The organism is Aeromonas sp. R5-3 (assembly GCF_040908225.1).
Taxonomy (GTDB): domain Bacteria; phylum Pseudomonadota; class Gammaproteobacteria; order Enterobacterales; family Aeromonadaceae; genus Aeromonas; species Aeromonas dhakensis.
The window spans coordinates 247,481-273,875 of the sequence record NZ_JBFODH010000029.1 but is presented as its reverse complement, the minus strand read 5'-3'; the positions used below and the strand labels follow the sequence as shown (position 1 = coordinate 273,875).

The following is a 26,395-nucleotide window of genomic DNA, read 5'->3' as shown; positions in this document are numbered from 1 at the left end:
CACTTTCCCCCTATTCCCCTGCCCCACCGCTTGCAACTACTATCAAATTCAAGGGATGCCACAGGGCATCCCGTTTTCTCCCCAGGGAAAAGCACAACGATAACAAGCGAGTGAAAGGGGAACATATGATTACGCACATCAATCCAGTCGGCAGCATGGACTTGCTGTCCCAGCTCGAGGTGGACCGCCTCAAGCAAACCGCCTCCAGCGATATCTATCAACTGTTTCGCAACTGCTCGCTGGCGGTACTCAACTCCGGCAGCCATACCGACAGCTCCAAAGAGATACTGGAGCGCTTCAAATCCTTTGATATTCATGTGATCCGGCGTGAGCGCGGGGTCAAGCTCGAGCTGTTCAACGCCCCCGAACACGCCTTCGTCGATGGCGAGATCATCCGCGGCATTCAGGAACACCTCTTCTCCGTGCTGCGCGACATCCTCTATGTGTCGACCCAGCTGGAGTCGAACCGGCTGGTCAACCTCACCAGCTCCACCCACATCTCCAACGTGGTGTTCGCCATCCTGCGCAACGCCAAGGCGATCCTGCCCGGCGCCGACCCCAACCTGGTGGTCTGCTGGGGCGGCCACTCCATCAACGAGATCGAGTACCAGTACACCCGTGCGGTGGGCAGCGAGCTGGGGCTGCGCGAGCTCAACATCTGTACCGGCTGTGGCCCGGGCGCCATGGAGGGCCCGATGAAGGGGGCCGCCGTCGGCCACGCCAAGCAGCGGGTGCGCAATGGCCGTTACATCGGCCTCACCGAGCCTTCCATCATCGCCGCCGAGCCGCCCAACCCCATCGTCAACGAGCTGGTGATCCTGCCGGACATCGAGAAGCGGCTGGAGGCCTTCGTGCGTCTCGGCCACGGCATCATCATCTTCCCGGGCGGGGTCGGCACCGCCGAGGAGCTGCTCTACCTGCTCGGCATCATGATGCACCCGGCCAACGAGCGGCAACCCATGCCCATCGTGCTGACCGGCCCGAAAGAGAGTGCCGACTACTTCCGCGCCATCGATGACTTCGTCAAGGCGACCCTGGGCGAGGCGGCCACCAGCCTCTACCGAATCATCATCGGCGATGCCCCCGAGGTGGCCCGGGTAATGAAGGAGGCGATGCCGAAGATCCGCGAATACCGCAAATCGGTAGGGGATGCCTACTCCTTCAACTGGTCCCTCAAGATCGAGCCGGAGTTCCAGCTGCCGTTCGAGCCGGATCACGCCAACATGGCCAGCCTGGATCTGCACCGCAACCAGCCGCCCCAGCTGCTGGCGGCCAACCTGCGCCGTGCCTTCTCCGGCATCGTCGCTGGCAACGTCAAGGAAGGGGGCATCCGCGCCATCGAGAAGAAGGGTCCTTTCAAGATCCATGGCGACAAGGAGCTGATGCACCTGATGGACAAGCTGCTGGAGAGCTTCGTCAAACAGCAGCGCATGAAGCTGCCGGGCAGCCAGTATGTGCCCTGCTACGAAATCGTGCGCTGACGGGCAGCACAGATGAAACGAGGGGCGCATGGCGCCCCTTTTTTGTTGCTGCCTGCCCTTAGGCCATCAATCCCCCATTGAGCCCGCTGGTTTGTTACAATGGGGCGTTCCGACTGCCAAGAGTGCCCCATGTCAAACCCAAGGCCACACCTGCTCATCATCGATGCCCTCAACCTCATCCGCCGGCTGCACGCGGTGCAGGCTCAGCAGGCGCTGACTCCGGCCCAGGCGTTGATCGCCACCCGTGCCAACCTCATCAATACCTGCCGCAAGCTGCTGGCCGGCAGCGAGCCGACCCACGTCATTGCGGTGTTCGATGGCGAGGTGCACAGCTGGCGCAAGGAGGTCTATCCCGCCTACAAGGAGGGACGAACCCCCATGCCGGCCGAGCTGCGCGAAGGCTTGAACGAGCTGCAGGATGCCTTCTGGGAGTGCGGCGTCGATGCCCTGCTCTCCCAGACCGACGAGGCGGACGATCTCATCGCCACCCTGGCCAACGGCATTGCCCAGCACGGTGCCAGCGCCACCATCATCTCCACCGACAAGGGGTTCTGCCAGCTCATCTGCCCGCAGATCCGGATCCGCGACTACTTCAACAAGCGCTGGCTGGATGCCGCCTTCGTCGAGCAGCAATACGGGGTGACCCCGGCCCAGCTGGTGGACTTCTGGGCCCTGACCGGCATCGGTGGCTCCAACATCAAGGGGGTGCCCGGCATCGGCCCCAAGACCGCCACCCAGCTGCTGCAACAATACGGCGATCTCGCGGCCATGCTGACCGCCTGCCAGCAGGAGGACGCCGCCAAGCCTTTGCTCAAGCTGCGCCAGCACCAGGATGAGGCCCTGCTGGCCCAGCGACTGGTACGGCTGCAGCGGGACATCCCCCTTGGCTTCAACCTGCGGGAGATCCGTTATCCGCCCGCCCCGGATGTCTGATGACGCTATCTCGCCAAGCATGACCGGACTCACTCTCGCTGTTGACAAAAACAGATAGAATGTAAAGAAACATGGAGGGTTAGGTGGAGAAATGGTATAAAACCGCCGAATCCTCCCCCTCTGTTCCCTAGAAGTGGATACGTCTCATGTCAAAAAGAAAAATTACCGTCATCCCGGGCGACGGCATCGGCCCCAGCATCATCGAATCCGCCATCCAGATCCTGACCCACGCCGGTTGTGACTTCGAATACGAATACGCCGACGCCGGTCTGGTGGCGCTGGAGAAACACGGCGAGCTGCTGCCCCAGGCCACACTCGACCTGATTGAGAAGAACAAGGTCACCCTGAAGGGCCCCCTCACCACCCCGGTCGGTGGCGGTTTCACCTCCATCAACGTCTCCCTGCGCAAGAAGTTCAACCTCTACGCCAACGTGCGTCCCGTGCTCTCCTTCAAGGGCACCCGCAGCCGTTACGACAACATCGACATCATCACAGTGCGTGAAAACACCGAAGGCATGTACTCGGGTGCCGGTCAGAAGCGCAGCGATGACAACCAGAGCGCGGAGGCGATGAGCATCATCACCCGCGAAGGGGCCGAGCGCATCGTCAAGTTCGCCTTCGAGCTGGCCCGTCAGGAAGGGCGCAGAAAGGTCACCATCATCCACAAGGCCAACATCCTCAAGTCCACCTCCGGTCTGTTCCTGGAAGTGGCCCGTGAGGTGGCCAGCCGCTACCCGGACATCCAGAGCGAAGAGATGATCGTCGATGCCGCCTGCATGAACCTGGTGATGTACCCGGAGCGCTTCGACGTCATGGTCACTACCAACCTGTTCGGCGACATTCTGTCGGATCTGTGCGCCGGTCTGGTCGGTGGCCTCGGCATGGCACCGGGTGCCAACATCGGTGATGGCGCCGCCATCTTCGAAGCGGTGCACGGCTCTGCCCCGGACATCGCCGGCAAGAACATCGCCAACCCCACCTCGGTGATCCTCGCCTCCATCCAGATGCTGGAGTATCTGGGCATGCAGGAGAAGGCCGAGCGCATTCGCGAAGCGGTGCGCGCCACCATCGAATCCGGCGACCGGGTGACCCGGGATCTTGGGGGCAGCGCCTCCACCAGCGAGTTCACCCAATCCATCATCGAACGTTTGTAATTGGTGCCAACTTGTTGATTTAAAAAGGGAGCTTCGGCTCCCTTTGTTTTATCTCACGGCGCGTTCCCCCCTTTGTCGATTGGCTACTATGTTCAATAGATAAGGGATAAGGAGATCCATTATGCGCGCTATCGTTACCCTGTTGCTCATCAGCAGCAATGTCATGGCAATAGACAGACCGGTCGAGAATGCCTGGCCCCAGCTGCCGCCATCCACCCAGCCGGCCAGCCAGGTCTGGCAATCCACCCTGGATACCAATGACCTGCTCAAGGCCCCCAAACCCCTCTCCTTCGGGATGGATGTCGTCACCGACAGCAACGGCAACAGTCAGGTCACTCCCTATCAGAAGCTCAACCTGACCGCCGAGAAGAGCGTCAGCCTCTCCTTTGAGCAGCACAAGCCCAGGATCAAGTTCAAGACCGCCGGCATGAACACCTCTCTCAAGCTGCGCAGCAACGGCGTCAAGCTGGAGTTCAGCCCGACCGATCGCACCATACCGCTCGACATCGAGCTCAAGCTTACCGATGGCGAATCCTCGCTGCGTTTTGACTATCGCTTCTGAACGCAAGCCGAATAAAAAGGCCGACAACCTCGAGGTTGTCGGCCTTTTTGTCAGCCCATGTCAGCCAGCCTTCACTCCTGGGGGGAGAGCTTGGAGACCCAGTACTTGTTGAAGACGTGCACCGTGATCTCTTCGCGATCGTGATAGAGCTGCTTGGCCTGAATGATGAAGCCGCCGTCGATCTCCGCCAGCAGTTCACGCAACACCTGGATGTTGTGCACCGCCTCGGCGTAGCGTTTCTTCATCGGCAGCTTGAGGTTGAACATGGCTTCCTGGCAATCGCCCTCGCGGAACCAGTCGGCGATCATGTGGGTCACCCGCGCCGGCTTGTCGACCATGTCACACACCAGCCAGTAGATGTTCTTCTTGCTGGGACGCCAGACAAAGCCGTCATCGCGGATATGCTTGACCTGGCCGGTATCCATCAGGGATTGCGCCATCATGCCGTTGTCCACCGCGGTCACCATCATGTCGCGACGCACCAGCTGATAGGTCCAGCCGCCCGGGCAAGCACCGAGATCCACCGCCTTCATGCCGGAGCGCAGCCGCACGTCCCACTCTTCCCGCGGTACGAACACGTAGAAGGCCTCTTCCAGCTTGAGGCTGGAGCGGCTCGGCGCATCGGCCGGGAAGCGCAGACGCGGGATCCCCATGTGGAAGGCGGAGTTGTTGAAGGAGTAGGAGTAACCCAGCAACACATGGTCGTTGGCCAGGAAGAAGGCGTGGAACACCGGGCGGTTCGGGGTCTCCTTCTTGGTCAGGATCTCGTTGCTGCGCAGCGCCTGGCGCAGCGGCACGGTGAATTTGCGGCAGAAGGCGGAGAGCTCCTTCGCCTCGTTGGTATCGGCGGTTTCCACCCGCAGATCGCCGCAGATGGCGTAGTCGCGGGTCGCCTCGATGATCGGGGTGATCCGATCCGCCAGATCCAGCTCCTTGAGCTCGCAGGTCACCACCAGCATCTGACGGATGAAGATGAGCTCCTTGAACGGCAGCTTGCGCGCCAGCAGGTCGGCCTCTTCCTCGCCGTAGCATTCGAAGATGATGTAGCCGCTGTCGTCCTTGACCCGGGCAAAGCCATAACACTGCATGTTAGTGGCTCGTTCGGTGATCTCTGCCGCCGCCTCTTTCTCAAAACCGGGGCGGCAATAAAGCAGCAGATTATTCATTCTTTCCTCCAAGACGACAGCCAGCCCACATCAGGGCCGCCCATCCCAACATAAAACAGAGGCCACCGGCCGGGGTGATGAGCCCCAAGCCCTTGCTGCCAAGCAGCACCATGGCGTAAATACTGCCGGAGAATCCCAGGATCCCCAGCACAAAGGCGGTGCCAGCCAGGTTGATCACCTTGCTGCGCACACCGCACCACCCCAGCACCAGCAGGGCCAGGGCGTGAAAAAACTGATACTGCACGGCGGTATTGAAGGCCGCCAGACGCGAAGGGTCGATGCCGGTGGCCGCCAGACCGTGGGCACCATAGGCGCCCAGCATGGTCGCCGTCAGGCCGAAAAAGCCCGCCAGCACCAGCCAATGTCGATGAAATTGCATCCCTTGCCTCCTTGTTGTCCCGCGCCAGCCTCAACCCCGCGCCGGGATGGTCGCAATGAAATCCTTGATCCGTTCGGCCGCCAGGCGCAGGTTGCCCTGCTCGCTCGCACCGCTGCTCTTGCGCGGTTTGAAGCCATGATCACCATCGGTCAGCCAATGGACCGATACGGCGGATGAGAAGGGGAAATCAGCCAGTTCGGCACGGGTGCCGAAGGTATCGCGCTCCCCTTGCAACAGCAGGGTTGGCGTCTTGATCTGCTTGAGCACCTCGCCCCGCCAGCGGTCGGGGTTGGCCGGGGGGTGGAAAGGATACCCGAGAATGAGCAATCCTGCAGCATTCATCTCGTCCTCACTATCCTGATAGAGTTCGGCCGCCATCCGCCCCCCCATGGATTTGCCCGCCAGAAACAGTCTGGGATGGGCAAACGCCTTGATCATCTGGCGCCAGTGGTCGAGCAGGACGGGCTGCCGGTCCGGCGGACGACGCTTGCCATCCAGGGCCCGCTTGCTCATGTAGGGAAAGTTGAAACGCACCACCTCGATGTCGGGCCCGGCCAGCAGCCGCGACAGCTCGGCCAGAAAGGCGTGCTCCATGCCCGCCCCGGCACCGTGGGCCAACAGAATGCGAACGGGGGCATCAACAGCCCCCTCCCGGATCACCTCATGCATCGGCCAGCCGGGCCCGGCGACGGGCCTCCTCCTGCTCCACCAGTTCCAGCATCCAGTCGCGGAAGGCGACTATCTTGCCCTGATCGGACTGCTGCTCCTGGCACACCAGATAGAAGGCGTTCTTGCTCACCAGCACCTGCTCGAACGGACAGATGAGGCGGCCTGCCTCTATCTCTGGCTGGGCCAGCACGCTGTGACCAAGGGCCACCCCCTGGCCGTGAATGGCAGCCTGGATCACCATGGTGGAGTGGCTGAAGATGGGCCCCTGGTTGACGTTGGGGGCATCGATGTCGAGCTGGCGAAACCAGGCCTTCCAGTCGCGACGCGAGGTATCGTGCAGCAGGGTGTGGCGGGTCAGATCGTCCGGGGTGCGCAGCGGCTTGGGACCGGTCAGCAGCAGCGGTGAACAGACCGGGATCAGATACTCGGTGTGCAGCTTGTCGGCCCGCAGCCCGGGCCAGTTGCCGCGTCCGTAGTAGATGGCCACGTCCACGTCGTCGGTGAGAGAGCCCTCGTCCATGTCCACCGCCTTGATCCGCACGTCGATGTCGGGATGACGTTCGCTGAACTTGACCAGCCGAGGCACCAGCCACTGGATGGCGAAGCTCGGCTGCAGAGAGACGGTGAGCGCGCCCTTGGCGCTGCGGGCCAGCAACTTGTCGGTCGCCTCCGAAATGGAGGTGAAGATGTCCTTAATGTCGAGGAAGTAGCCCTGCCCCTCCTCGGTCAGCAACAGAGAGCGGTTCTTGCGGCGAAACAGCTTGATACCGAGGTACTCTTCCAGCGCCTTGATCTGGTGACTGATGGCGGCCTGGGTCACGAACAGCTCCTCCGCAGCGCGGGTGAAGCTTAAATGACGAGCCGCGGCTTCAAACGCTTTCAGTGCGTTGAGCGGGGGTAAACGACGAGACATGAGACCAGCCGACGATGAGTTTTTCTAATGGGCCGCATTATAATTTGTCGGTTGCGGGTCGACCAGTGAATAAACATAATTCGCTTCGCAATCCGTTGCCATATGGCTCACTTTTTCTCTTCCATGTTGGTTTACATGTGATTTTTGTGAGTCTCTGGAGTGCGATTGTGGTGTTGTGTTTCTTCCTCTGCGGGAAGAGGGGCTTAAATCGGACCGATTTAACCCAGTCTGTCATCTGAATGTGTTTGGCGCCTCCGGTTGGAAGGCGCCTTTTTTCTTATCCCTATACCTTGAACTGCCCCACCAGTTGCTGTTGCTTGTCGGCCAGCGCCGACAGCTCGCGACCATTTTCGGCGGAGCTGGCCGCCTCGGCCCGGATGGTGTGGCTCACATCGCGAATGTTGCTGACGTTGCGATTGATCTCGTCCGCCACCCCGCTCTGCTCCTGCGCGGCCCTCGCGATCTGCTCGTTCATCTGATGAATGGTGCCGACCGCGTGGATGATCTGCTCCAGCACGCTGACCGACAGGTCCACCTTGGTCAACGTCAGATCCGCCTGACCGTGGCCGGTCATGATCGCCTTCACCACCGCATCGGTGCCGGATTGCAGCTGGCCGATGAGGGTCTGGATCTCGACGATGGCGTTCTGGGTGCGGCCCGCCAGATTGCGCACCTCGTCCGCCACCACCGCAAAACCGCGCCCCTGCTCGCCGGCCCGCGCCGCCTCGATGGCGGCGTTGAGCGCCAGCAGGTTGGTCTGCTCGGCAATCCCCTGGATCACCACCAGGATGTCGTTGATGTTCTCGCTGTTGGCTGACAGGTGCTCCACCACCGGCTTGGCATCGCTGATGACCGCCATCAGCTTGCGCATCGCCTCCTGGGTGTCGGCTACCACGTACTTGCCCTCCTGCGCCGCCGTGTCGGCCTGGTTGGCAGCGGCCACCGCCGAGTTGGCGTTGCTGGCCACCTGCAGGGCGGTGGCGCTCAGCTCCTCGAACGCGGTCGCCACCAGGTCTACCTCCTGATACTGGGCCTGCATGCCGGCACTGGTGCGTTCGGCGACACTGGCCGCCTGTTCGGCGCTTGCACGAGTGCCGGCAACGGTATCGATGACCTGGCTGATGGTACTCTGCAGCTTGTTCAAGAAGCTGTTGAACCACTTGGCCAGCTCGCCTATCTCGTCGTCACGGCGTAGCTCGATGCGCTGGGTGAGATCCCCCTCGCCGCTGGCAATGTCCTTGAGGCGGGCCACCACGGCGCGGATGGGGGCCACTATCTGGTGGGCCATCAGCCAGATGCAGATCAGCGCCACCGCCGAGATGAGGCCGCCGATGAGCAGCTGGGTCATCACGCTGCGGCTGGCCTGGCCGGAGAGATCGTCCTGCAGCTGGAGGGCCGAGGCGAGCACCACGCTGCGCGGCAGCTCGATGTAGATGCCCCATTTCTGTTCGGTACCGCGCATCTTGACCGGCACGAAGGTCTGCAGCAGGTTGCCGTCCGGACTCCAGCGACTGGCCACCTGCCCCTGGCCCAGCCAGCCTTGCAGGGCGGCCGTCAGGGTCTGATACTGCTGACCGAGCGGACTGCCCAGGGTGACGTCGAAGCCGTCCACCCCGGCAACACGGCCCTGACTGCTCACCAGCAGCACCTTGCCCTGCCCCTCATAGAGCTCCTGATCCATCTCCTTGACCAGGCTCTGCAGCGCGGTCAGCGAGATATCGACCCCGACCATGCCGAGCAGCTTGTCTTGCTCCAGCAGAGGCACGGTCACCGAGGTCATCAATACCTTTTGCGACCCCACATCGTCCAGATAAGGCTCCAGCAGACAGAGGGCCTTGCTGCGAATGCTGCAGCGATACCACTCGTTCTCCACCCCGCCGGCCGCGGTCGGGCTCTCGTCCGCCAGCACGGATTCATCCTGCACCTCGGGTTCAATCTTGCCGTCGACCCGCGCCCAGTAGGTGGAGAAACGCCCCTGATCGTTGGAGCCCAGCGCGCTGGAGCCGTGGTAGTTGCTGTCTTCGCCGTCGAGCTGGTCCGGCTCGAACACCGCATAGACGCCGAGCAGGTGATCGGAGGAGGCTGCCGCGTCATGCAGTTGCTGGTTGACGGCGGTACGCAGTGATTCGGAGGAGCCGAAATTGTCGGCCGCATTCTTGCGCTGGAACAGGATCCCCTGGCCCAGCAGGGTCGCCCGGAAGTAGGCCTCGTCCAGATAACTGGTCACCTTGGCCGCCTGCTCCGAGCCCATCGCCTTCATCCAGTTTTCGGCCGCACTCTGGGCTTCCGCCGTGGTAGAAGTCAGCACCTGATCCTGCATGTTGGCAGCACTGAAGAGAGAAGAGGCCACCAGGGCACCGGCACTGGCCAACAAACAACAACCGGCGATCAGGGTGATCCGCCCCTGAACAGAAAGAGAACTCATGCCACCATTTCCTAGCTTCATACTGATGTGATCAGTGTATCGGTTTTAGAAACAAAAACTTAACCTTATCACGCTAAATCCAGGGCAAGTTGGTTCACTTCGCCGGCCGCGGGCAGGCCGACCACCAATCCCAGTAGCCGAATGGGTTTGCCCTGTGCCCGCAACAAACCTTCGTGCAACAGATCGTGAAACCGCTCCGGCTGGTAACCCCCACGCCGGTAGACGGTGGTCTGCTGAAAATCGGCAAACTTGAGCTTGATCCCCTGCCCCATCAACTGCTCCTTGCCGTGGCTGGCCGAGAATCGCTGCTCCAGCTCGGGAATGAGCCGGCTCAGCACCTGCCAACAGGCGGCCTCATCCAGCACGTCGCTGGCCAGGGTGGTCTCCACCCCTATGGTCTTGCGCACCCGCTGGGCCTGCACCGGCTGCTCGTCGTGGCCCCAGATCCGCCCGGCCAGCATCTCCCCGAGCTTGCCGAACCGGGCGATCAGCTCCTCGTTGCCGAGCTGACGTGCATCTTCGCAGGAGTAAAGGCCGAGCGACTCCAGCCGATCCGCGGTCTTGCGACCGATGCCGGGCAACTTGCCGAGGGGCAGCTGGCGCACGAACTCATCCACCTCCTGCGGGCGGATCACGAACAGGCCGTCCGGCTTGCGCTGCTCGGAGGCGAGCTTGGCCAGAAACTTGTTCGGCGCCACCCCGGCCGAGGCGGTCAGCCCCAGCTCGGCCTTGATCGCGGCACGGATCTCGCGGGCAATCAGGGTGGCACTGCCGCCACAGCAGGGGCTCATCGTCACGTCGAGATAGGCCTCATCGAGGGAGAGCGGCTCCACCTGCTCGGTGTAGCGCAGAAAAATGGCCCGCAGCTGGCGGGAGACCTCCTTGTAGACCGCCATCCGGCCGGGAATGAGCACCAGCGGCGGGCAGAGCTTGCGTGCCAGGGCGCTCGGCATGGCGGAGCGCACCCCGAAGCGGCGCGCCACATAGTTGCAGGTCGAGATGACACCGCGCCTGTCCGCCGAGCCGCCGATGGCCAGCGGTACCTCGCGCAGGGCCGGGTTGTCCCGCATCTCTACCGCGGCATAGAAGCAGTCCATGTCGATGTGAATGATCTTGCGCATACTACTGTACGAATAAACAGGTAACCTGCCTATGCTAACCCAGCCCTGCCATTTCTGCCATCGGCATGAAATGACGGGCCGACATAGACTCTTAAGGCACCATTTATAATCCATCGCACAAGGAGAATGAGATGAAGGGAGTCTGGCCGGGGTTGGCTCTGGGGTTCTGCCTGCTGCTGCCGCAGCAGAGCAATGGCAAGGACAATCCGACCGCCGAGTGCAGCTGGTTGCACGAGCGCATCAAGGCGCTGGAGAAGGCCATCAAACAGGGGGACGAGCTGGGTACGCAGGAGGAGCTGGCACGCTGGCGGGCCGAATTCAACAAGAAGGAGTGCCAGCGCTACGACTACTGAGCGCTCGCCATAAAAAACGGGCTGCCCCAAGGGTCAGCCCGTTTTGCTTTCGACATGGGTGCGAGAGCCCCCTGCCCGCTCAGATGATCCGGTTCTCGGCCAGCATCTTGCGACGGGCCTCTTCCTTGGCCATCTTCTTCTTGCGGTTGTCGCAGGGTTCCGGGCAATCACACTCTTTTTCGATACCTATGCTGCCAAGTCCGCCACAGGAGCCGGAGATGGTCTTCTTCTGGAAGATGTAGCCGATGGCCATGGCCACCACCACCACCAGAAACACCCCGAAGGTGATCAAAAAAATCTGCATGTTACCGCCCCTTATTTTCTAACCAGATACTGTTTGAAGGCATCGGAGTAAGACTCCTCGAAACCCTCATCCGTCTTGGTGATCACGAAAATGGCCAGCCCCCGCTCCTTGGCGTAGGCCAGGCTCTTCTCGGGTCCGAGCACCATGAACACGGTCGCCAACCCGTCTGCAGTCATGCAGGAGGGGTGGATCACGGTCACCGACACCATCCGGTGCTGGATAGGCTTGCCGGTCATGGGATCGATGGTGTGGGAGAAGCGCTTGCCGTCCAGCTCGTAATAGTTGCGGTACTCGCCCGAGGTCGCCACCCCGTTGTCGCCCGCAACTATCACCTCCTGCACCGAGCCGGCGTTGGCGGTCGGTTTCTCGATGGCGACGCGCCAGGGGTGACCCTTGCCGTTGACGCCATTGATCCGCAATTCGCCGCCGATCTCAACCAGATAGTTGCGCGAACCCAGGGACTCCAGATACTCGGCCACCTTGTCGACGCCAAACCCCTTGGCGATGGCAGAGAGATCCACGTAGAGATCCGGGATGTCCTTTTGCAGGGTATCGGCATCGGCGGAAGTGATCACGTGCAGATTGCCGAGCCCGGTCTTCTGGCGGGTCTGGGTGATCAGTTCGTCAGACGGCGTCTTGGTCGGGCGCGCATCGGGTCCGAAGCCCCACAGATTGACCAAGGGGCCGACAGTGACGTCCAGCGCCCCGCGGCTCTCACGGCCAATGTGAATGGCCTCGGTCACCACCCGCGCGGTATCGCGGGAGACCACAACGGGCGTCGAGCTGCGGTGCTGGTTGAAGCGCGACAGCTCGGAGTCCGGCCGGTAGGTCGACATCTGATCGTTCACCCGCTCCAGCAGTACATCGACTTCGGCCTGGAACTTGGCGGGATCGGTGATGACGTTGTCCGCCACCTTGATGGAGTAGTAGGTACCCATGGTGCTGCCGGTGATGTGAATTTCCGGCTTCGATTGGACCGTTTGTTCCTGACCGCACCCAGTCAAGAAAAAGGCTAGCCCGAAGGCTAGCCAGGTCTTTACAACACTGTGCATTGATTAACCACCAAAGTCATCCAGCAGGATGTTCTCGTCTTCAACGCCGAGGTTTTTCAGCATGTTGATGACGGCAGCGTTCATCACGGGAGGACCGCACATGTAGAACTCGCAATCTTCCGGCGCCTCGTGGTTCTTGAGATAGTTCTCGAACAGCACGTTGTGGATGAAGCCGGTGTAGCCGTCCCAGTTGTCTTCCGGTTGCGGATCGGACAGGGCCACGTGCCACTGGAAGTTGTCGTTCTCGGCTTGCAGCATGTCGAAGTCTTCGACATAGAACATCTCGCGCTTGGAACGGGCACCGTACCAGAAGCTCATCTTGCGCTTGGTCTTCAGACGGCGCAGCTGATCGAAGATGTGGGAACGCATCGGCGCCATACCGGCACCACCACCGATGAACACCATTTCCGCGTCGGTGTCCTTGGCGAAGAACTCGCCGAACGGACCGGAGATGGTCACCTTGTCGCCCGCCTTCAGGCTGAAGATGTAGGAGGACATCTGGCCGGGAGGGGCAGTCCAGTTGCTGGGCGGCGGGGTCGCAATCCGCACGTTCAGCATGATGATGCCGAACTCTTCCGGATAGTTGGCCATGGAATAAGCACGGATGATCGGCTCGTTGACCTTGGACTCCAGTTCGAAGATCTTGAAGCGATCCCAGTCACCGCGATATTCGGTAGGAATATCGAAGTTCTTGTACTGCACGTGGTGGGCAGGCGCTTCGATCTGGATATAACCACCGGCGCGGAACGGCACGCTCTCGCCATCCGGGATCTGCAGCTTGAGCTCCTTGATGAAGGTGGCCTTGTTGTCATTGGAGATGACGGTACATTCCCACTTCTTCACGCCGAAGATCTCTTCCGGCAGCTCGATGTCCATGTCGGAACGGACGGTGACCTGACAGGCCAAACGCTCGCCATGACGGGCTTCGCCCTTGCTGATGTGATCCAGCTCGGTCGGCAGGATGTCGCCGCCGCCGGATTTCACCCGTACCTTGCACTGACCACAGGAGCCACCGCCGCCGCAGGCGGAGGAGACGAAGATACCGCTGCCGGCCAGCACGCCGAGCAGCTTGCCACCCGCCGGGCTGGTCACAGCCTTGGCCGGGTCGCCGTTGATGCTGATTGTCACGTCACCGGCGGTCACCAGCTTGGACTTGGCGAACAGAATGACTGCCACCAAGGCCAGCAGGATCACGGTGAACATGACCACACCCAGAATAATTTCCATCTATATTTCCTTTCCGATTACAGGGAAATACCAGAGAAGGACATGAAGCCCAGCGCCATCAGACCCGCGGTGATGAAGGTGATGCCGAGGCCACGCAGGCCTTCCGGAACATCGGAGTACTTCATCTTCTCGCGGATCCCCGCCATCGCCACGATGGCGAGCATCCAGCCGGCTCCAGAACCCACGCCATACACCACGGACTCAACGAAGTTGTAGTCACGCTGCACCATGAAGGAGACGCCACCGAAGATGGCGCAGTTCACTGTAATGAGTGGCAGGAAGATACCGAGCGCGTTGTAGAGGGCCGGGAAGTACTTGTCCAGCGCCATCTCCAGGATCTGCACCAGGGCCGCGATCACCCCGATGAAGGTGATGAAGCTCAGAAAGCTGAGATCCAGACCGGACACCAGGGCACCGTCTTTGAGCACGTAGTTGTAGATCAGGTTGTTGGCCGGCACGGCCACGGTCTGAACCACGATAACGGCGACACCCAGGCCCATGGCGGTCTTGACCTTCTTGGACACCGCCAGGAAGGTACACATCCCCAGGAAGAAGGAGAGTGCCAGGTTCTCGATGAAGATCGAGCGAATCAACAGACTGATATAGTGTTCCATACCTTAATCCTTCGCCTCCACCTGCTTGGGATCCTTGGTGCGTACGCCCCAGATGATCAGACCAATGATGAAGAACGCACTCGGCGGCAGCAGCAGCAGGCCGTTCGGCACATACCAGCCACCATTGTTCACCAGCGGCAGCAGTTCGATGCCGAACCAGGTGCCGGAGCCCAGGATTTCACGCACGGTGGCCACGGTCAGCAGCACGGCGCCATAACCCAGACCGTTGCCGATACCGTCCAGGAAAGAGGGCAGCGGGGCACTCTTCATGGCGTAGGCTTCGGCACGGCCCATCACGATACAGTTGGTGATGATGAGGCCGACGAACACCGACAGCTGTTTGGAGATGTCGTAGGCATACGCCTTGAGCACCTGGTCAACCACGATAACCAGCGAGGCAATCACCGCCATCTGGGCGATGATCCGCACGCTGTTCGGGATCTGGTTGCGGATCAGGGAGATGAACAGGTTGGAGAAGGCGGTGACCGCGGTAACGGCCAGCGTCATCACGAACGCAGTCTTCATCTGGCTGGTAACGGCCAGCGCGGAACAGACACCCAGCACCTGCAGTGCGATGGGGTTGTTGCCGAGCACAGGCGTCAACAGCAACTTTTTCATTTCGCTCTTGTCAGCCATTGTTGATTTCTCCTGCACGAACCTTGGCCAGGAAAGGACCGAAGCCCTTGGGACCCATCCAGAAGTCGAAGGTATGCTGTACGCCGTTACCGGTCAGGGTTGCGCCGGACAGGCCGTCGATCTCATGCTCTGAACCAGCCGGAGCATGACCCTTGATCACCCGCAGCGCAGGCTGACCGTTCTGGTCGAACAGCTTCTTGCCGACGAACAGCTCGCGCCAGGCCGGGTTCTCGACTTCGCCACCCAGACCCGGGGTTTCACCGTGGTCGTAGTAGGTGATGCCCTTGATGGTCTGGCCATCGGCCGCGACCGCTACGAACGCATACATGGTAGACCACAGACCCTGGCCGTAGATCGGCAGGATGATGTTGTCGACCTTGCCTTCGGCATCTTTGGCGAAGAACACCGGGACCAGCTTGGAGATCTGACGCAGACCGGCCTTGTCGTCGGCCGGAGCCAGGCGAATGTTCTGGGCAGGATCCTTGGCGGCGACCTTGGTGTCGAAGTTGTCGGCATCGCCGTCAACGAACTCACCGGTGGCCAGATCCACCAGACGCGCTTCAATCTTGTCGCCATACAGCTTGGCCAGGTCACGCTTGGCCACGGCGCTGATGTCGACGCCGGCGACGGACAGGATGTTGCTTTGCTTGTCCAGCGCCTTGTTTTCCAGCTGGGCCGGACGCAGACCAACTGCGGCCACGGAGACCACGATGGAGCAGACCAGACACAGACCGGTCACTACGGCGAGAGTGCCGGTAGTAGAGTCTTTATTAAACGCCACGAGCGATCCTCCGCTTGATGTTCGCCTGTGCCACGAAATGGTCAAACAAGGGGGCAAACAGGTTGGCAAACAGAATGGCCAGCATCATGCCTTCCGGGAAGGCGGGGTTCACGACCCGGATCAGCACCACCATCACGCCGATCAGGGCGCCGTACCACCACTTGCCCTTGTTGGTGAAGGCAGCGGAGACGGGGTCGGTCGCCATGAAGGCCATACCGAAGGCGAAACCACCCAGCACCAGGTGCCAGTGCCACGGCATGTTGAACATGGGGTTGGTGTCGGAACCGATGACGTTGAACAGCAGGGAGGTAGCTACCATACCGATCATCACGCCGGCGATGATGCGCCAGGAGGCGATGCGCATGTAGACGATCATGGCCGCACCCAGCAGGATCATCAGGGTGGAAACTTCACCGATGGAACCGGGCAGGTTGCCAAGGAAAGCGTCCATCCAGCTGATGCTCTGGCCGGTGGCACCGTTGATCAGCGCCATCTGGCCGCCCTGGGCCCACTGGCTCAGCGCGGTTGCGCCCGAGTAGCCGTCGACGGCAACCCAGACCGCATCACCGGAGATTTGACCCGGGTAGGCGAAGAACAGGAAAGCACGACCCGCCAGCGCCGGGTTCAGGAAGTTCTTGCCGGTACCACCGAACACTTCCTTGGCCAGCACCACGCCGAAGGTTATACCCAGGGCAGCTTGCCACAGGGGCAGCTCGGGCGGCACGATCAGCGCGAACAGGATGGAGGTCACGAAGAAGCCTTCGTTGATCTCGTGCTTGCGCACCATGGCGAACAGCACTTCCCAGAAACCACCGACGATGAAGACGGTGATGTAGATCGGGAAGAAGTGGGCTGCACCGATCAGCATCTTGCTGCCGACGCCGGCCACCGCCGGATCCAGGGAGGCACCCAGCAGGGTAGCCAGGGCATATTGCCAGCTGCCAGCACCGGCGGCCGTGCCCAGATGGGCGATGGCGGCGATGGACTGGTTGCCGACGTTGTACATGCCCCAGAACATGGCCGGGAACACGGCCAGCCACACCATGATCATCATCCGCTTCAGATCGATCGCATCACGGACGTGGGCGGCATTGCGGGTCACGGAACCCGGGGTATAAAACAGGGTGTACGCCGCTTCGAACAGGGCATAGTACTTGGCGTACTTGCCACCCGGCTCGAAGTGATGTTCCATATTTTCAAGAAGTTGCTTGAAACTCATCGCTTAACCTTCCAGTTCAATCTTGGTCAGGCACTCACGCAAGATCGGGCCGTACTCGGTCTTGCCGGGGCAGACGAAGGTACAGAGCGCCAGATCTTCCTCATCCAGCTCCAGGCAGCCGAGCGCTTGCGCATTGTCGGTATCGCCGGAGACCAGATCCCGCAGCAGCAGGGTCGGCAGGATGTCGAGCGGCATCACGCGCTCATAGTTGCCGATAGGCACCATGGAGCGGTCACTACCGTTGGTGGTGGTAGTGAAGTTGATGAGCTTGCCCTTCACCAGGTGAGAGAGGGTGGTACGGGTGATGGAGAACTTGCTGGCGCTGGGATTGACCCAACCCAGGAACTCTTTCTCTCGACCTTCACCCAGTACGCTGACCTGATTGTGGTAGCGACCCAGGTAGTCATGGACCCCTTCAGCCTTGGCACCGCTCAGCAGGGAACCGGAAATGACGCGATTCTCGTCCGCACGCAGTTCGTTGTTGGTGAGCTGGCTGATGCAGGCACCCATGCGAGTACGCAGCAGACGCGGCTTGATGACGTTCGGGCCGGCCAGGGCGATCACCTTGTCAGTATGGATCTGACCGGTGGTGAACAGCTTGCCGTAGGCGATCACGTCCTGATAGTTGATATGCCACTGCACTTTCTTGGCACCGACAGGGTCCAGGAAGTGGATGTGGGTACCGGGCAGGCCGGCAGGGTGCGGACCGACGAACACCTCTTCCTTGACTTGCGCCAGGGAAGCGTGCGGCAGGCTGCCTTCGCCCTTGCAGACATAGACGGAACCATCGGTCAGGCGGGTCAGCACGGCCAGACCGTCGAGGAACGCCTGGGACTGTTCCTTGATGATCAGCTCCGCGTCGGCGGCCAGCGGGTTGGTGTCCATGGCGGTGACGAAGATCGCACGCGGGGTGGAACCCACGGCTGGCACCTTGCTGAACGGGCGGGTACGCAACGCAGTCCATTGGCCGGACGCGACCAGGATCTCCTGCACCTTGCTGCGTTCGAGCTTAGGCAGCTCGACGGAAGCAAAATGCTCGAAGGTCACCTGCTCGTCGGACCCATCGATATCGATGACAACGGATTGCAGAATGCGCTTGGCACCACGGTTGATCTCTGAAACCACACCGGTGGCGGGGGCCGTGAATTTAACGCCGGGATTCTTCTTATCTTCGAAGAGCTCCTGACCTTTAATGACGCGATCACCTACTTTGACAAACATAGTAGGACGCATCCCCACGAACTCTTCGCCGAGTGTAGCAACACGGGTGATGGCCGGGCCATCGTAGATTACTTGCTCCGGAGCACCCAGCACGGGGATGTCCAGTCCTCTTTTAATTGTAATCATACTCACTTGCACTACCGTTAAGGGAAGACAGGTTGGTTAGCGCCGAGAAATACATCACGACGAGTTGTTGAATGAGCCCGTTGATGTTGCGGCAAGATGTCGAAGAAATAAACAAATCAGCAACATACAGAGTCATTCAAAAGCGCCTGAGTTTACCACCTATGGCAAGTTTCCTGCCATGCAAAATGGGGAAAATCCCCGCTCTATCACAAAATCATCGCAATTTAATCGCGTCGCTTTTTCTCGTGAAACCTCAGGCGCGGCCTCGAGTTAGCCACCATTACCTCAAAATGGGTAATAATTTTTATGTTCGAAAAAGGATTAGAAATCTTGATGGCGCGGTGGGAGGGCAACGCTCCCCTCATGAGTACGAAACGTCGCCGAAACAGGTTTTGAAATTGTTAACTGGTCGAAGATTGAGTAATCAATTCGTCAATAGCCTTAAGAGAGTCCGTTTTTGCTGACGCAGCTGGGGGTGCTCGGTGCCTGCTCCCGTTGTTGCCACTCCTGCTCGGTATAGGTATGCAGCGCCAATGCATGAATGGCCCCCGCCAGCTCGTCGGCCAGCACCGCATTGACCTGACGATGGCGCCCCAGCAGGCGCTGCCCTTCAAACGCCTGGCTCACCACCACCACCTTGAAGTGGCTCTCCGAGCCCGGCGCCACCCTGTGCATGTAGCTCTCGTTGATCACTTCCAGGTGGCTGGGGGACAAGGCGGCGGCCAGCTTGGCCTCGATCTGTTGTTGCATGGTCACGAGCAAAACTCCCAAAATGGATGTCCGGCCATTGTAGCCAGGGTTGGTCGGATGACGAAATCGGGCGGTGTGGGAAAATCCCGCTTGCAGCCCTGCCGGGCTGGTGAAATTCTCAGCCCCCGCTAGAATAGCGCCACTTTGCGCCCCACCGGGGCCCGTTACATGACTCAGCTGGACAATTCGCCTATGCAAACCCTTCTCGACACGGCCCACTGTCGCCTGACCCTGTATCGCTATCCACGTCAGCAGCAGGATCCCTTGCAGGCCTGGGATGCCGCCGACGAGTATCTGATCAACACCCTGGCCGAGGAGCCCCTCGAGCAGGATGGCCCCGTCATCATCATGAACGACGGTTTTGGCGCGCTGGCCGCCAGTCTGCACCCTCATGCCCCTGTCTGCGTCACCGACTCCCACATCAGCGAGCGGGCTACCCTGGCCAACCTGGCAGAGAATGGCCTGGATCCCGCGGCCATCCGCCTGCAGGATGCGCTGGCTCCCCTGCCCGATGCCCCCGCGCTGGTGGTGATCAAGGTCTCCAAGTATCAGGCGCTGCTGGAGCAGCAACTGCTGGCCCTGCGCGGGGTCGTTACCCCCGCTACCCGCGTCATCGCCGCCGGCAAGGCCAAGGATATCCACACCTCCACCCTGGCGCTGTTTGAGAAATACCTGGGGCCGACCCGCACCTCGCTGGCCTGGAAGAAGGCGCGCCTCATTCACTGCACTCCAGCCGCTGCGCCCGCCGAGCGTCCCGCGCTGGCCAACCCCTTCCCCACGGTCTGGCCACTGGAGGGCACCGACATGCTCATCCATAACCATGCCAACGTGTTCTCGCGCACCAGTCTGGATATCGGCGCCCGCTTCATGCTGGACAATCTGCCCATCCACAGTGCCCGCAAAGTGATCGATCTGGGCTGCGGCAACGGCGTGCTGGGGCTCTCCCTGCTGGCGCGCGACAGCGAGGTGGAGGTCACCTTCGTAGACGAGTCCCGCATGGCGGTCGCCTCGGCCCGGCTCAACGTCGAGCACAATCTGCCGGCGGCCCAGCCCCGCGCCCACTTTATGGTCAACAACTGTCTCGACGGCGTGCCTGCCGGTTCAGCGGATCGAATCCTCTGCAACCCGCCGTTCCATCAGTTGCAGGCCATCACAGACCACATCGCCTGGCAGATGTTCAGCGACGCCCACCGGGTGTTGCCCAAAGGGGGGGAACTCTGGATAGTGGGCAACCGCCATCTGGACTATCACAACAAGCTCAAGCGCCTGTTCGCCAACGCACAAGTCGTTGCGTCGAACAGCAAATTCGTTATTTTGAAAGCCATCAAACGTTAAACGCCATCAAACGCGAAAGGAAACCCATGATGAAAAAGTCACTCTTGCTGCTGGCCGCCCTGATGCTGGGTGGTTGTGCGACTCACTGGCCGGAGAGCGCCCTGCTCAATCCGCAGGTGATCCCTTCCAACCAGCAGTACTACTCGGGCAACCGCATCACCCTGGAAGGGGTGGACAAGCGTGAAGCCGCCTACGTCTTCTCCATCAAGAAAAAAGAGAAGGCTGCGGTACTGGTCAACAGCAGCCAGCCCCTCAACAGCCTGCTGGCGGAGAAGCTCGCCGAAGGGCTGCGCAGCCAGGGTCTGGAAGTAGGCAACAGCGGCACCACCAACCTGACCCTGGCCATCTCCACTGCCGCGGTCACGGTAGAAGAGAAGACCTTCACCTATGTCACCAAGTCCCGCGTCAGCCTGCAGGTGATCGCCGACTTCCAGGGCAGCAAGCTGACCAAACAGTTCAACATGTCCTCCAGCAAGGAAGGCCCGGGCGAGCCGAGCATGGCCGAACTGGAGTCCACCCTGAACCAGCAGCTGGGCAGCGTACTGCAGCAGATCATGGCTGACACCGCCCTGCGCGGTTATCTCAAAGGTCAGCCGAGCTGAGCAAGGAGCGAATAAATGAAAAAACTCTGGTTACTGGCCATGCTGATCGCCCCGCTGGCGTTCGCCGGCCCCAAGGTCAGGATGGAGACCAACCACGGCAACATAGTGGTGGAGCTGGCCTCCAAGCAGGCGCCGCAGACGGTGAAGAACTTCCTGCGCTACGTGGCCGATGGCAGCTATGACGGCAGCATCTTCCACCGGGTGATCCAGGACTTCGTGGTGCAGGGGGGCGGCTACAACCAGCAGTTCCAGCAACTGCCCACCTTTGACCCCGTGGTCAACGAGTCCAAGGGCGGCCTGCCCAACAAGCGCGGCAGCATCGCCATGGCCCGCACCCAGGCGGTCGACAGCGCCACTCGCCAGTTCTACTTCAACCTGGTCGACAACAACAACCTCAACGCCAATGCCGGCGCCGGTTACACCGTGTTCGGCCAGGTGGTGCAGGGCATGGAGGTACTGGACAAGCTGGCCCAGGTGCAGACCGGTTACAGCCCCATCCTGCGTGCCAACGACGTGCCCACCAGCCCCATCATCCTGAAGAAGGTGGTCCTGCTGGCGGACAAATAACGCGGAGCGGATCACAATCCGCCATCCCCGCGGTCCGGGTCGCCGGCGCCCCTTTCTATACTCTGGCCTTGCCCCGATATCCGGGGCCAGGCCCACGAGAGGAGAAGGAGGTTCCGGTGACTTGCAACGACTACATCGCCCAGCACGCCATCCCGCTGGCCCAGACGGTTCGTCACTTTCTGGCACGAGAGATCCCCTATCAGCAGCTGGAAGATCTGAGCTGGCAGCTGTTGTCCCACTGGCAGGATCTGCCCCATGTCCCCACCGACAAGACCCCGGCCTCCGAGCAGGAGGGGGTGTTCTGGCACCTGCTGCACAGCCTGCATCAGTGGGATGAACAGCAGATCATCGCCGACGTCTGGCTGCGCCTGCAGCTGATGGAGTGCGCCAATTTCCTGACCACGGACGGGCCGCTGCCGCGCCACTGCATCGGCCTGCGCCCCTGAATATAGTGCCCTCCCCTGCCCGGCTTGCCTTGGCTATCCAACCCGAACCTGACAAAATGGCGCAATTTTCCCAGAGGAGTCAGGTATTTGAACACTGTCCGTACACCGAGCTGGCGAGACTCGCTCGCCGTCTACCTTGAGACTCGGGTTCTCATCCTGTTTGCCATGGGGTTCTCTTCCGGCCTGCCGCTGCTGCTGGTGTTCGGCACCCTCTCGTTCTGGCTGCGCGAAGCGGATGTCAGCCTGACCGACATCGGCTACATGAGCTGGGTGGCACTGGCCTATGGCTTCAAGTGGCTGTGGTCACCGCTGGTGGATCGGCTCCCGCTGCCACTGCTCTCCCGCTGGCTGGGCCGGCGCCGCAGCTGGATGCTCTTCTCCCAGCTGCTGATCGCCGCCTCGCTGGTGGGCATGGCCTTCTGCGACCCCAAGACCCAGCTCGCCCAGCTGGCCCTGTTTGCCCTGCTGGTGGCCTTCGCCTCCGCCACCCAGGACATCGTCATCGATGCCTATCGCATCGAGTCGGCCCCCGAGCGGCTGCAGGCGGCCATGGCGGCCTCCTACATGACTGGTTACCGGCTGGCAATGATCATGGCCGGGGCCGGCGCGCTGGCGCTGGCCGCCTGGCTCGGCAGCAACGACGGCTACGACTATCGCGGCTGGCAGCTCACCTATCTGCTGATGGCGGGGCTGATGTCCCTCGGCGTCATCACCACCCTGTTCTGTCACGAGCCCGTCATCGATCTCGCCGCCCAGAATCAGCAGCAGGCGACCCGCAAGACCCTGCTGCTCGCCCGCGGCTGGCCGGCTGGGCTGGCCGGTCTCGGTGCCTGGAGCTACGAGGCCATCTGGTGTCCGTTCGCCGATTTCTTTCGCCGTTACGGCGGCTCCGCCCTGCTGATCCTCGGGCTCATCGCCTGCTATCGCATCTCGGACGTGGTGATGGGAGTGATGTCCAACAGCTTCTATGTGGACATGCAGTTCAGCAAGACCGAGGTGGCCACCATCACCAAGGTGTATGGGGTTATCATGACGCTGGTGGGGGCCGCCCTCGGCGGCGTGCTGGTGATGCGTTTTGGCACCCTGCGCATCCTGTTCCTCGGCGCCCTGCTCACCGCCAGCACCAACCTGCTGTTTGCCCTGCTCAATGAAGTGGGCCACAACCTCGAGCTGCTGACCCTGATCATCTCGCTGGACAACCTCAGCGCAGGCATCGCCACGGCCGCCTTCGTCACCTATCTGTCGAGCCTGACCAACGTGGCCTTCTCCGCCACCCAGTACGCCCTGTTCAGCTCGGTGATGCTGCTGCTGCCCAAGCTGCTGGCGGGCTTTTCCGGCCGCTTCGTCGAGCAGTTCGGCTACAGCAGCTTCTTCATCAGCACCAGCCTGCTCGGCATTCCGGTGCTGATCCTGATCGTGTTGGTTGCCAAACGAGGAAGTGCCTTGTTACCGCAATCGGACAAATAGCAAGCGTTTGCGTAAAATTGGGGGTGATTAGATTCACACTTCCGAATAAAGTTCCCTGGTGCTGGTTTATCCGGTGAATTTATTTGGCTAGAATCCCTTCCGCTCCTTGTGGGCAGGCTACGGAAAACCTCAACTAACGCACAAGAGACCAATAAAATGGCCAAATTTACCAAGACTCTGATCGGTGCCGGTCTGCTGGCTGCCGCCGCTACCCCGGCTTTCGCTGCTGACTACAGCGGTGACATCCACAAGAATGACTACAAGTGGATGCAGTTCAACGTAATGCAAAGTGTTGATGCTCGCATTCCTTTCAACAATCAGAACACTACTTATTTTGAAATGGAGTTTGGTGGTCGTTCAGGTCTGTTTGATTTGTATGGTTACGTTGACGTATTTGACTTACTGGATCGTACTCATGATGACCGTCACAATGGTGACAATATGTTCATCAAGTTTGCTCCTCGTATGTCTTTGGACGCCCTTACTGGTGCAGATCTTTCTTTTGGCCCAGTTAAAGAACTGTATATTGCCACAGTGACTAACGTAGGTGACAAAGGTCTGTTTGAGCACTACATTGGTTTGGGCTCTGATGTTGAAATGCCTTGGTTTGGCAAAGTAGGTTTCAACACTTATGCACGATATGTGCGCGAGAACTATGGTGCTGAAAACGAGCGTGAGTGGGATGGCTACATGGTCTCCACTAACTGGTTTAAGCCATTCTATACATTTAGTAACGGTTCTTTTATCACCTATCAAGGTTATCTCGACTACAAGTTTGGTGCTGACAAGATTGCAGATAACGGCTTCAATGCATCCAATTCTCTTGAGTGGTTCAATGGTATCTATTGGCACTCTGACCGTTATTCTGTTGGATATGGGTTGAAAGTATTCAACAATATGGCTTTGATTCGTGATAACGAATCTAATAACCAAATGACTGATACTTCTGGTATTGGCCATTATTTTGCCGTTACCTACAAGTTCTAATCGAACGGGTATCAGGGATACAAAAAACCGGAGCAGCTGCTCCGGTTTTTTTATGGCCAGATGGTAGCGAACAGGGAGAGCCGCGCCCTCCCCGGCCATCCATCAGTCGCGGAAATTCTGGAACTGCATCGGCTGGCCCAGCTCGGCGCCACGCACCAGGGCCATGGTCTCCTGCAGGTCATCGCGTTTCTTGCCGGTGACCCGCACCTCGTCGCCCTGAATGGCGGCCTGCACCTTGATCTTGGAATCCTTGATCAGCTTCACCAGCTTCTTGGCAACTTCCTTGTCGATCCCCTGCTTGAACTTCACGGTCAGGTGGAAGCGCTTGCCGGAGTGAACGCTGTCACCCACGTCCATGGAGCTGTTCTCGATGTTGCGCTTGAGCAGGGCACCGCGCAGGATCTCGACCATCTGCTTGAGCTGGAAATCGGCATCGGCCTCCAGTTTGACCTCTTCCTTGTTCAACTCGAAGCTGGCTTCAACACCACGAAAATCGAAACGGGTCGCCAGTTCACGATTGGCGTTGTCGACGGCGTTCAACACCTCGTTCATTTTGACTTCAGAGACAATATCGAATGACGGCATAGTGGGCTCCTCATGTTGCGCTATAAGGGGGCAAATCTACCAGAATTACGGCAAATTTGCTGATTTCGATGGGACTGCTCTGCTAGAATCCCCTGCGCACAGGAATGGCGAGACCCGTTAGAACCTGTTCAGTATCTGTCGCGAGAGGTCGTCCGCAAGGTAAATCGCTGCGCAGGAGCCCGCTTGTATCTGAATACATGGGCTTCCGGTTTCACATACGCAAGCCTCGTACAAGCCTTGATCACGACCTAGCAGCAAGATCATGAACCCGTTCCAGGTGTCCGCCAGGCGACATCTTCACTTATCCCCGGCAGGTGGTTGACTGGAATGCAGCCCCTACCTTGATTGAGTCTCTCCATGCCAAGCGGATCACGCGATTACAACCTGACACACAGTCGACACACCCCTTCCCCCCAATGGACCCTGCTGGGCTGCGGCGCCCTGGGCGGTGTGTTTGCCTCCCTGTTGACTCAAAGCGGCCAGTCCACCCGCGTCTTGCTGCGCGAGCGCCACCGCGCCACCCTGCACCCCGGCATCGACTTCACCTCGCTGGAGGGCAACACCCAGCTCATCAACATCGAGCGCGGCTTCGTCGACCAGCCGGGTCAGATCCAGCGGTTGCTGGTGATGACCAAGGCCGGCCAGGTCATCGAGGCGCTGACCCCGCTGGTGGGCCAGCTGGCGACCGACGTGCCCATCGTGCTGCTGCACAACGGCATGGGGATCGCCGAGCAGGTGGTCGCGCTGTTCCCCCACAATCCGGTCATCGCCGGCGTCACCAGCCACGGCGCCATGCAGAGCGGTCACTTTGTGTTCCGCCACACCGGCAAGGGCGAAACCTGGCTCGGCCCGGTCAACGAGGCGGCCAGAGCCCATGCCGCCCTGGCGGACGAGCTGGCGGCCGCCCTCGGCCAGGCCGGCTGGGATGAGCAGATCCAGGCGCGCCAGTGGCAGAAGCTGGCGGTCAACTGCGCCATCAACCCGCTCACCGCGCTCTACAAGCTCAAGAATGGCGAGCTAGCCGGTCCGCGCTTTGCCGATGCCCTGCAGCAGATCTGCGTGGAAGTGGCGGACGTGATGCAGGCCGAAGGCCAGCCCACCGGCAGCGACGAGCTGCTGCGCCGGGTCATGACGGTGGTGGAGCTCACCGCCGACAATTACTCTTCCATGTATCAGGACATGGAGCAGGGGCGCGAGACCGAGATCGAGGCCATCACCGGCTTCCTGCTGGCCCAGGCCGCTTGCCACGGCATTGCGGTACCGGTCAATCAGGGTCTCTATCAGGCCATCAAAGAGAAGCAGTGAGCCCATCGGGCTCGC

The 26,395-nt window shown here is 60.4% G+C and carries 28 protein-coding genes; 12 read left to right on the top strand and 16 right to left on the bottom strand.

Features of this window, described 5'->3' with window-relative positions; translation table 11 throughout:
- Positions 1-125: 125 nt before the first annotated feature.
- From ppnN to AB5Y95_RS20570, 4 genes are all read left to right on the top strand, one after another.
- Complete coding sequence (gene ppnN, locus AB5Y95_RS20585; protein WP_005303505.1) at positions 126-1,481, top strand: nucleotide 5'-monophosphate nucleosidase PpnN; 1,356 nt, start codon at positions 126-128, stop codon at positions 1,479-1,481.
- A 129-nt stretch (positions 1,482-1,610) separates the two neighbouring features.
- Positions 1,611-2,414, top strand: a complete 804-nt coding sequence (gene xni / locus AB5Y95_RS20580; RefSeq protein WP_368161942.1) for a flap endonuclease Xni — start codon at positions 1,611-1,613, stop codon at positions 2,412-2,414.
- Positions 2,415-2,560: 146 nt separating this feature from the next.
- Positions 2,561-3,568, top strand: coding sequence for an isocitrate dehydrogenase (locus AB5Y95_RS20575; protein ID WP_211051652.1), 1,008 nt, complete (start codon positions 2,561-2,563; stop codon positions 3,566-3,568).
- Positions 3,569-3,689: 121 nt separating this feature from the next.
- Positions 3,690-4,130 (top strand): hypothetical protein, encoded by a 441-nt coding sequence (locus tag AB5Y95_RS20570; protein WP_005303511.1) that lies wholly within the window; start codon positions 3,690-3,692, stop codon positions 4,128-4,130.
- A 71-nt stretch (positions 4,131-4,201) separates the two neighbouring features.
- Here AB5Y95_RS20570 and rlmM read toward each other — a convergent pair whose 3' ends face one another.
- The 6 genes from rlmM to dinB form a co-directional block, all read right to left on the bottom strand.
- The gene (gene rlmM / locus AB5Y95_RS20565; RefSeq protein ID WP_005303513.1) at positions 4,202-5,296 is read right to left on the bottom strand and encodes a 23S rRNA (cytidine(2498)-2'-O)-methyltransferase RlmM; all 1,095 of its coding nucleotides are present in this window, start codon (positions 5,294-5,296) and stop codon (positions 4,202-4,204) included.
- Positions 5,289-5,675 (bottom strand): DUF423 domain-containing protein, encoded by a 387-nt coding sequence (locus AB5Y95_RS20560; RefSeq protein WP_010634798.1) that lies wholly within the window; start codon positions 5,673-5,675, stop codon positions 5,289-5,291. Before AB5Y95_RS20560 ends, rlmM begins: the two co-directional genes overlap by 8 nt.
- A 30-nt stretch (positions 5,676-5,705) precedes the next feature.
- Positions 5,706-6,344 carry an alpha/beta fold hydrolase gene (locus AB5Y95_RS20555; RefSeq protein WP_368161941.1) on the bottom strand — a complete coding sequence of 213 codons (639 nt, stop codon included), beginning with the start codon at positions 6,342-6,344 and terminating at the stop codon, positions 5,706-5,708.
- The gene (locus tag AB5Y95_RS20550) at positions 6,337-7,257 is read right to left on the bottom strand and encodes a transcriptional regulator GcvA (RefSeq protein WP_005303519.1); all 921 of its coding nucleotides are present in this window, start codon (positions 7,255-7,257) and stop codon (positions 6,337-6,339) included. The genes AB5Y95_RS20555 and AB5Y95_RS20550 overlap by 8 nt, the downstream gene beginning before the upstream one ends.
- Before the next feature lie 283 nt (positions 7,258-7,540).
- Entirely contained in the window at positions 7,541-9,682 is a 2,142-nt protein-coding gene (locus AB5Y95_RS20545; protein WP_368161940.1) for a methyl-accepting chemotaxis protein, read from the bottom strand.
- 68 nt (positions 9,683-9,750) lie between these two features.
- The gene (gene dinB / locus AB5Y95_RS20540; RefSeq protein WP_206865676.1) at positions 9,751-10,803 is read right to left on the bottom strand and encodes a DNA polymerase IV; all 1,053 of its coding nucleotides are present in this window, start codon (positions 10,801-10,803) and stop codon (positions 9,751-9,753) included.
- 131 nt (positions 10,804-10,934) lie between these two features.
- On the opposite strand from dinB, the gene AB5Y95_RS20535 reads away from it, so the two are divergent.
- On the top strand, positions 10,935-11,156 hold the full coding sequence (locus tag AB5Y95_RS20535; protein ID WP_368161939.1) for a hypothetical protein: 222 nt from the start codon (positions 10,935-10,937) through the stop codon (positions 11,154-11,156).
- A gap of 79 nt (positions 11,157-11,235) precedes the next feature.
- On the opposite strand, the gene nqrM is transcribed toward AB5Y95_RS20535, so the two are convergent.
- From nqrM to AB5Y95_RS20490, 9 genes are all read right to left on the bottom strand, one after another.
- Complete coding sequence (gene nqrM, locus AB5Y95_RS20530; protein WP_005303529.1) at positions 11,236-11,460, bottom strand: (Na+)-NQR maturation NqrM; 225 nt, start codon at positions 11,458-11,460, stop codon at positions 11,236-11,238.
- Positions 11,461-11,471: 11 nt separating this feature from the next.
- A complete protein-coding gene (locus AB5Y95_RS20525) occupies positions 11,472-12,512 on the bottom strand; it encodes an FAD:protein FMN transferase (RefSeq protein WP_065018147.1) in 1,041 nt (346 codons plus the stop codon).
- Between the two features lie 3 nt (positions 12,513-12,515).
- A complete protein-coding gene (gene nqrF, locus AB5Y95_RS20520) occupies positions 12,516-13,739 on the bottom strand; it encodes an NADH:ubiquinone reductase (Na(+)-transporting) subunit F (protein WP_005303535.1) in 1,224 nt (407 codons plus the stop codon).
- 17 nt (positions 13,740-13,756) lie between these two features.
- The gene (gene nqrE, locus AB5Y95_RS20515) at positions 13,757-14,353 is read right to left on the bottom strand and encodes an NADH:ubiquinone reductase (Na(+)-transporting) subunit E (protein WP_017764094.1); all 597 of its coding nucleotides are present in this window, start codon (positions 14,351-14,353) and stop codon (positions 13,757-13,759) included.
- Between the two features lie 3 nt (positions 14,354-14,356).
- On the bottom strand, positions 14,357-14,989 hold the full coding sequence (locus tag AB5Y95_RS20510) for an NADH:ubiquinone reductase (Na(+)-transporting) subunit D (RefSeq protein WP_005303545.1): 633 nt from the start codon (positions 14,987-14,989) through the stop codon (positions 14,357-14,359).
- On the bottom strand, positions 14,982-15,770 hold the full coding sequence (locus tag AB5Y95_RS20505; protein WP_005303548.1) for a Na(+)-translocating NADH-quinone reductase subunit C: 789 nt from the start codon (positions 15,768-15,770) through the stop codon (positions 14,982-14,984). The genes AB5Y95_RS20510 and AB5Y95_RS20505 overlap by 8 nt, the downstream gene beginning before the upstream one ends.
- Positions 15,760-16,989, bottom strand: coding sequence for an NADH:ubiquinone reductase (Na(+)-transporting) subunit B (locus tag AB5Y95_RS20500; protein WP_005303550.1), 1,230 nt, complete (start codon positions 16,987-16,989; stop codon positions 15,760-15,762). The genes AB5Y95_RS20505 and AB5Y95_RS20500 overlap by 11 nt, the downstream gene beginning before the upstream one ends.
- A 3-nt stretch (positions 16,990-16,992) precedes the next feature.
- On the bottom strand, positions 16,993-18,336 hold the full coding sequence (locus AB5Y95_RS20495; protein WP_017764093.1) for a Na(+)-translocating NADH-quinone reductase subunit A: 1,344 nt from the start codon (positions 18,334-18,336) through the stop codon (positions 16,993-16,995).
- Between the two features lie 441 nt (positions 18,337-18,777).
- Positions 18,778-19,086, bottom strand: a complete 309-nt coding sequence (locus AB5Y95_RS20490; protein ID WP_005303561.1) for a BolA family transcriptional regulator — start codon at positions 19,084-19,086, stop codon at positions 18,778-18,780.
- Positions 19,087-19,278: 192 nt separating this feature from the next.
- Between AB5Y95_RS20490 and AB5Y95_RS20485 the strand changes: the two genes are divergently transcribed.
- From AB5Y95_RS20485 to AB5Y95_RS20460, 6 genes are all read left to right on the top strand, one after another.
- A complete protein-coding gene (locus tag AB5Y95_RS20485) occupies positions 19,279-20,421 on the top strand; it encodes a methyltransferase (protein ID WP_368161938.1) in 1,143 nt (380 codons plus the stop codon).
- Positions 20,422-20,450: 29 nt separating this feature from the next.
- The gene (locus tag AB5Y95_RS20480) at positions 20,451-21,023 is read left to right on the top strand and encodes a YajG family lipoprotein (RefSeq protein WP_010634807.1); all 573 of its coding nucleotides are present in this window, start codon (positions 20,451-20,453) and stop codon (positions 21,021-21,023) included.
- 15 nt (positions 21,024-21,038) lie between these two features.
- Positions 21,039-21,590 (top strand): peptidylprolyl isomerase, encoded by a 552-nt coding sequence (locus AB5Y95_RS20475; RefSeq protein WP_005303575.1) that lies wholly within the window; start codon positions 21,039-21,041, stop codon positions 21,588-21,590.
- Positions 21,591-21,706: 116 nt separating this feature from the next.
- Positions 21,707-22,036: a hypothetical protein gene (locus AB5Y95_RS20470; RefSeq protein WP_054544283.1), complete on the top strand. Its 330-nt coding sequence runs from the start codon at positions 21,707-21,709 to the stop codon at positions 22,034-22,036.
- Between the two features lie 87 nt (positions 22,037-22,123).
- Positions 22,124-23,503: an MFS transporter gene (locus tag AB5Y95_RS20465; protein ID WP_211051661.1), complete on the top strand. Its 1,380-nt coding sequence runs from the start codon at positions 22,124-22,126 to the stop codon at positions 23,501-23,503.
- Between the two features lie 156 nt (positions 23,504-23,659).
- Positions 23,660-24,490, top strand: coding sequence for an outer membrane protein OmpK (locus tag AB5Y95_RS20460; RefSeq protein WP_368161936.1), 831 nt, complete (start codon positions 23,660-23,662; stop codon positions 24,488-24,490).
- 102 nt (positions 24,491-24,592) lie between these two features.
- On the opposite strand, the gene AB5Y95_RS20455 is transcribed toward AB5Y95_RS20460, so the two are convergent.
- Positions 24,593-25,075: a YajQ family cyclic di-GMP-binding protein gene (locus AB5Y95_RS20455; protein ID WP_005303589.1), complete on the bottom strand. Its 483-nt coding sequence runs from the start codon at positions 25,073-25,075 to the stop codon at positions 24,593-24,595.
- A gap of 357 nt (positions 25,076-25,432) precedes the next feature.
- Between AB5Y95_RS20455 and AB5Y95_RS20450 the strand changes: the two genes are divergently transcribed.
- On the top strand, positions 25,433-26,380 hold the full coding sequence (locus AB5Y95_RS20450; protein WP_368161935.1) for a ketopantoate reductase family protein: 948 nt from the start codon (positions 25,433-25,435) through the stop codon (positions 26,378-26,380).
- Positions 26,381-26,395 lie beyond the last annotated feature (15 nt).

What these genes read in the sequence shown, in the direction of transcription:
- ppnN (WP_005303505.1), top strand. Translation starts at nt 126, where the DNA reads ATGATTACGCACATCAATCCAGTCGGCAGCATGGACTTGCTGTCCCAG.
- xni (WP_368161942.1), top strand. Translation starts at nt 1,611, where the DNA reads ATGTCAAACCCAAGGCCACACCTGCTCATCATCGATGCCCTCAACCTC.
- AB5Y95_RS20575 (WP_211051652.1), top strand. Translation starts at nt 2,561, where the DNA reads ATGTCAAAAAGAAAAATTACCGTCATCCCGGGCGACGGCATCGGCCCC.
- AB5Y95_RS20570 (WP_005303511.1), top strand. Translation starts at nt 3,690, where the DNA reads ATGCGCGCTATCGTTACCCTGTTGCTCATCAGCAGCAATGTCATGGCA.
- rlmM (WP_005303513.1), bottom strand. Translation starts at nt 5,296, where the DNA reads ATGAATAATCTGCTGCTTTATTGCCGCCCCGGTTTTGAGAAAGAGGCG.
- AB5Y95_RS20560 (WP_010634798.1), bottom strand. Translation starts at nt 5,675, where the DNA reads ATGCAATTTCATCGACATTGGCTGGTGCTGGCGGGCTTTTTCGGCCTG.
- AB5Y95_RS20555 (WP_368161941.1), bottom strand. Translation starts at nt 6,344, where the DNA reads ATGCATGAGGTGATCCGGGAGGGGGCTGTTGATGCCCCCGTTCGCATT.
- AB5Y95_RS20550 (WP_005303519.1), bottom strand. Translation starts at nt 7,257, where the DNA reads ATGTCTCGTCGTTTACCCCCGCTCAACGCACTGAAAGCGTTTGAAGCC.
- AB5Y95_RS20545 (WP_368161940.1), bottom strand. Translation starts at nt 9,682, where the DNA reads ATGAGTTCTCTTTCTGTTCAGGGGCGGATCACCCTGATCGCCGGTTGT.
- dinB (WP_206865676.1), bottom strand. Translation starts at nt 10,803, where the DNA reads ATGCGCAAGATCATTCACATCGACATGGACTGCTTCTATGCCGCGGTA.
- AB5Y95_RS20535 (WP_368161939.1), top strand. Translation starts at nt 10,935, where the DNA reads ATGAAGGGAGTCTGGCCGGGGTTGGCTCTGGGGTTCTGCCTGCTGCTG.
- nqrM (WP_005303529.1), bottom strand. Translation starts at nt 11,460, where the DNA reads ATGCAGATTTTTTTGATCACCTTCGGGGTGTTTCTGGTGGTGGTGGTG.
- AB5Y95_RS20525 (WP_065018147.1), bottom strand. Translation starts at nt 12,512, where the DNA reads ATGCACAGTGTTGTAAAGACCTGGCTAGCCTTCGGGCTAGCCTTTTTC.
- nqrF (WP_005303535.1), bottom strand. Translation starts at nt 13,739, where the DNA reads ATGGAAATTATTCTGGGTGTGGTCATGTTCACCGTGATCCTGCTGGCC.
- nqrE (WP_017764094.1), bottom strand. Translation starts at nt 14,353, where the DNA reads ATGGAACACTATATCAGTCTGTTGATTCGCTCGATCTTCATCGAGAAC.
- AB5Y95_RS20510 (WP_005303545.1), bottom strand. Translation starts at nt 14,989, where the DNA reads ATGGCTGACAAGAGCGAAATGAAAAAGTTGCTGTTGACGCCTGTGCTC.
- AB5Y95_RS20500 (WP_005303550.1), bottom strand. Translation starts at nt 16,989, where the DNA reads ATGAGTTTCAAGCAACTTCTTGAAAATATGGAACATCACTTCGAGCCG.
- AB5Y95_RS20495 (WP_017764093.1), bottom strand. Translation starts at nt 18,336, where the DNA reads ATGATTACAATTAAAAGAGGACTGGACATCCCCGTGCTGGGTGCTCCG.
- AB5Y95_RS20490 (WP_005303561.1), bottom strand. Translation starts at nt 19,086, where the DNA reads ATGCAACAACAGATCGAGGCCAAGCTGGCCGCCGCCTTGTCCCCCAGC.
- AB5Y95_RS20485 (WP_368161938.1), top strand. Translation starts at nt 19,279, where the DNA reads ATGCAAACCCTTCTCGACACGGCCCACTGTCGCCTGACCCTGTATCGC.
- AB5Y95_RS20480 (WP_010634807.1), top strand. Translation starts at nt 20,451, where the DNA reads ATGAAAAAGTCACTCTTGCTGCTGGCCGCCCTGATGCTGGGTGGTTGT.
- AB5Y95_RS20475 (WP_005303575.1), top strand. Translation starts at nt 21,039, where the DNA reads ATGAAAAAACTCTGGTTACTGGCCATGCTGATCGCCCCGCTGGCGTTC.
- AB5Y95_RS20460 (WP_368161936.1), top strand. Translation starts at nt 23,660, where the DNA reads ATGGCCAAATTTACCAAGACTCTGATCGGTGCCGGTCTGCTGGCTGCC.
- AB5Y95_RS20455 (WP_005303589.1), bottom strand. Translation starts at nt 25,075, where the DNA reads ATGCCGTCATTCGATATTGTCTCTGAAGTCAAAATGAACGAGGTGTTG.
- AB5Y95_RS20450 (WP_368161935.1), top strand. Translation starts at nt 25,433, where the DNA reads ATGCCAAGCGGATCACGCGATTACAACCTGACACACAGTCGACACACC.